Raw genomic sequence first — 3236 nt, forward strand, 5'->3', positions numbered from 1 at the left:
GTCACGACCAGCGAGGCGCAGGTCATGGGTGGCCACAGCGCAGTCATCTGGCTTGAAGGCGTTAGCGGTTGCCATGACCTGGAGCGCGTGACGGCGTCGAAGGCGGAAAAAGCATGAGCGCCGCCTGTTCCGAAGAACGTTTCCTGCGCGACGTAGCCAAGCACGAAATGACCGTGATCCGCGATGACGGCGTGCACCGCCACATCCGGTTCAAGCAGCCGGACAGCAGCAACATGTTCTTCGATCTGGTCACCTGGCCGGGTTTCCTGTGCTACAGCGGCGACATGGGCACCTACGTTTTCCAGCGCACGCAAGACATGTTCGGCTTCTTCCGCAAGAACGGACGCCTGGACGGCATCGATCACCGTTACTGGGCCGAGAAGATCGAGGCGGCCGACCGCACCGGAGTGGAGAAACATAGTCACGATGAATTCACGCGCCAGATAAATGACTGGATGGACCAGCAAGCAGAAGGCGACAAGCCTGGCGACGACGAGCCTGAGCAGCTTGTGCTTTGGGCTGGAGCCTATGCCGAGCTGCGCGCCGAGGTCGAGTCGGAGGTACTGAGCGCGGACAGCAACGAGGTGCGATGTTTCGACGCCGCGAACGACTTCACGCACGCCGGCGATGCCTGGAAGGCATTCCATGGCCCGGATGCAAAGTTCGAGTTCACCGATTTTTGGGAGGTCGATACGAAGGAATACACGTTCCGCTTCCTCTGGTGCTGCTACGCGCTGGCCTGGGGCATCGAGCAATACGACGTGGCCAAGCGGCTGGCGACAGAGGCGGTGCCGGCATGACGGCGCGCCGCGCGGCCGGCGCACCGCCATGAAGCGCCCTTTCGTCCTCGTCACCGACGTCGTGCGCCGGCGCTGCGCCCAGGCGGTGCTCGACACGCCGCTCGGGCAGGCTGTGGTCATTCAGGACGTGACCCGCAACCTTGAGCAGAACGCCAAGTTTCACGCAATCTGCGGCGATTTCGCCAAGCAACTGGATTTCGCCGGTAAGCGCCGCACCGATGTGCAATGGAAGATTTTGCTGATATCGGGCCACGCGGTAGCGACCGGCCAAGGCAGCGAAATGATGCCGGGCATCGAGGGTGAGTGGTGCAACCTGCGCGAATCGTCCGCATCCATGAGCATCGCTCGCATGACCAGCCTGATTGAGTACGCACTAGCGCACGGCGCGCAAGCCGGAATTGTTTTTAGCGAACCGCCGCAGCGCGGCTATTGAAGGGCAGATGATGAAACCAGAATTTTACAAGCCGTTCGACCTGGAGCACGCAAGGGCCGGTGCTCCAATCGGCTTAACCGGCGGCGGTACCGCGCGCTTCGTGGCATATGCCGAAGAGGCAGACCCGTCGTGCTGCGTGGTTGTGATCGAAGACCGCTTCAATTTGATAGGCACGCGCCGCAAATCCGGCCGCGTCAATGAAGCGGGCGCAACCGACAATCCGAATGACCTCGTCATGCTCCCGCTCGGCCTGATTAACGGCAAGCCGGTGTTCGTGGGTGATGTGATAACCGCGCCTGATTGTAAAGGCTCATTCCCGGCAGATGCGCAGATGAATTTCGGCGACGGCACCGTCTGGACATGGCCGACGCCACCGCGCGCGTATCCAGAAACCCGGCTGAGCTTTGAGGCTCTGTGCGTTTCTGGCAGCATGCATTTGACATCTACGAACTCGATTGGCATTCGCGCCCTCGCCAACGCCGCTCTGCGCCATGCATGCGAAGCCGACCAAGTCGTGCCGAAGGATGAATCAGAAGATGCGGTCCGCAAGGCCTATGCAGATGGCCAGGCCGCAGCCTTCAAGCATGAGGCCGGCAGCCGCGCTGCGCGCGACTTGGCTGTGGCGCAGGCTGCGCGCGCGGAGTGTGTGCGCACAGCTGAAGCCTATCGCGGATCGTTTAATCCGGTTGCTGCGATATCAGGAATGGTTACCAATGACGTTCTGGCCGCCATCATCGCCTCGCTCGATCAATCGCTGGTGCGCACGGTGCTGGCTGCGCCAGGAGAGGCAGCATGATCGGTCCAGGTGGCTTCATGGCGGCACCGAAGGCGGCTGAGCGGCCAGCCTACAACACGGCACCCATCCGCTGCGGCAGGCTGAAATGCAAGTGGCGCGGCTACGAGGGCGAGATGACCAGCGTGCCAAGCAAGAAGTTCGGCCCCGGTGTCACGGACAAGGTTTGCCCGGACTGCGGTACACATGGGTACTACCACATGACGCAGGGCGAAATAGCGGCATGGGAGCGCCGTAAGCGCGCAGGAGACACGGCATGATCAACCGCCTTTACACCGTCAGCGCCACCCTGACGGCAGTCGTCATGGCCACCAGCGAGCGCGAAGCCGAAATCCGCTTTAAGTCGAGCTTTGGCGAGATTAAAGACCAGCCTATCGACGCGGTGGCCGATCAAGAAATTCGTACAGAGGATGATCTGCCGGAACACTGGGACATCGAATGCATGCCGTATGGCCCGCGCGACAACACCCTGACCATCGGCGAATTCCTGGACGTGCTTCCGCCGCTGGTAGTGCGCGATACCAAAACCGTCGATATGTTTGCGGCCACGCCGGCCACTGGAGAAAAAGCATGAAAGAGCACCCTATTTTGTTCAGCGCCCCGATGGTGCGCGCGCTGCTCGACGGCAGCAAGACGCAGACGCGGCGCCCAATCAAACCCGCGCCTGAAATGGTCGCAGACAAGCGCATTGAGCCATGGACCGGCGATCCTGTCGCCCTGCTCCAGCTACTCCAGGAGTCGAAGCGTTCTTGTCCCTACGGGCGACCTGGCGACCTCCTGCGCGTGCGCGAAACCTTCTTCGCTTACGGCCGCTGGGTGACGCGCTACAGCCAGAAGAAGGGCCGCGACGAATGGCACTTCATCGACATGACGGCCGAATGCGACCGCGCGTACCAGTACGACGCCGATTCCCCGGACGTACCGCTGGCAGCCGGGCGCGGAGGCGCGCTGCCAGGCTGGTACAAGCGCCCCGCTATCTTCATGCCTGGCGCGGCCAGCCGGATCCTGCTGGAGATCGTATCCGTGCGCGTCGAGCGCCTGCAGGATTTAAGCGATGCCGACATCGTGGCCGAGGGTATCGATCTGGAAGCGCTGGCGGAATCGCAGGACCGCTACGACATCGTGTGCAAAGGGACTGACGCCAGCGGTCGCGCAACCGAGCGCTCGGCCTGGCGCGACCTGTGGGAATCGACAGGTGGCGACTGGGATG

6 protein-coding genes are annotated in these 3236 nt (G+C 62.2%); all 6 read left to right on the plus strand.

Features of this window, described 5'->3' with window-relative positions; all coding sequences use genetic code 11:
* Nucleotides 1-113 precede the first annotated feature (113 nt).
* Nucleotides 114-800 (plus strand): hypothetical protein, encoded by a 687-nt coding sequence (locus tag ACQ4WP_RS29140; protein WP_436526773.1) that lies wholly within the window; start codon nucleotides 114-116, stop codon nucleotides 798-800.
* A gap of 28 nt (nucleotides 801-828) precedes the next feature.
* The gene (locus ACQ4WP_RS29145; RefSeq protein WP_436526775.1) at nucleotides 829-1233 is read left to right on the plus strand and encodes a recombination protein NinB; all 405 of its coding nucleotides are present in this window, start codon (nucleotides 829-831) and stop codon (nucleotides 1231-1233) included.
* A 7-nt stretch (nucleotides 1234-1240) separates the two neighbouring features.
* The gene (locus tag ACQ4WP_RS29150; RefSeq protein ID WP_436526777.1) at nucleotides 1241-2029 is read left to right on the plus strand and encodes a hypothetical protein; all 789 of its coding nucleotides are present in this window, start codon (nucleotides 1241-1243) and stop codon (nucleotides 2027-2029) included.
* Nucleotides 2026-2286 carry a hypothetical protein gene (locus ACQ4WP_RS29155; protein WP_436526779.1) on the plus strand — a complete coding sequence of 87 codons (261 nt, stop codon included), beginning with the start codon at nucleotides 2026-2028 and terminating at the stop codon, nucleotides 2284-2286. Before ACQ4WP_RS29150 ends, ACQ4WP_RS29155 begins: the two co-directional genes overlap by 4 nt.
* Nucleotides 2283-2600 carry a hypothetical protein gene (locus ACQ4WP_RS29160; RefSeq protein WP_436526781.1) on the plus strand — a complete coding sequence of 106 codons (318 nt, stop codon included), beginning with the start codon at nucleotides 2283-2285 and terminating at the stop codon, nucleotides 2598-2600. The genes ACQ4WP_RS29155 and ACQ4WP_RS29160 overlap by 4 nt, the downstream gene beginning before the upstream one ends.
* Nucleotides 2597-3236 (plus strand): hypothetical protein (locus tag ACQ4WP_RS29165; protein WP_436526783.1); only part of this gene is annotated, 640 nt, incomplete at its 3' end. The genes ACQ4WP_RS29160 and ACQ4WP_RS29165, both read left to right, overlap by 4 nt.

Source organism: Janthinobacterium lyxosi, from assembly GCF_051380665.1.
Lineage (GTDB): Bacteria > Pseudomonadota > Gammaproteobacteria > Burkholderiales > Burkholderiaceae_D > Janthinobacterium.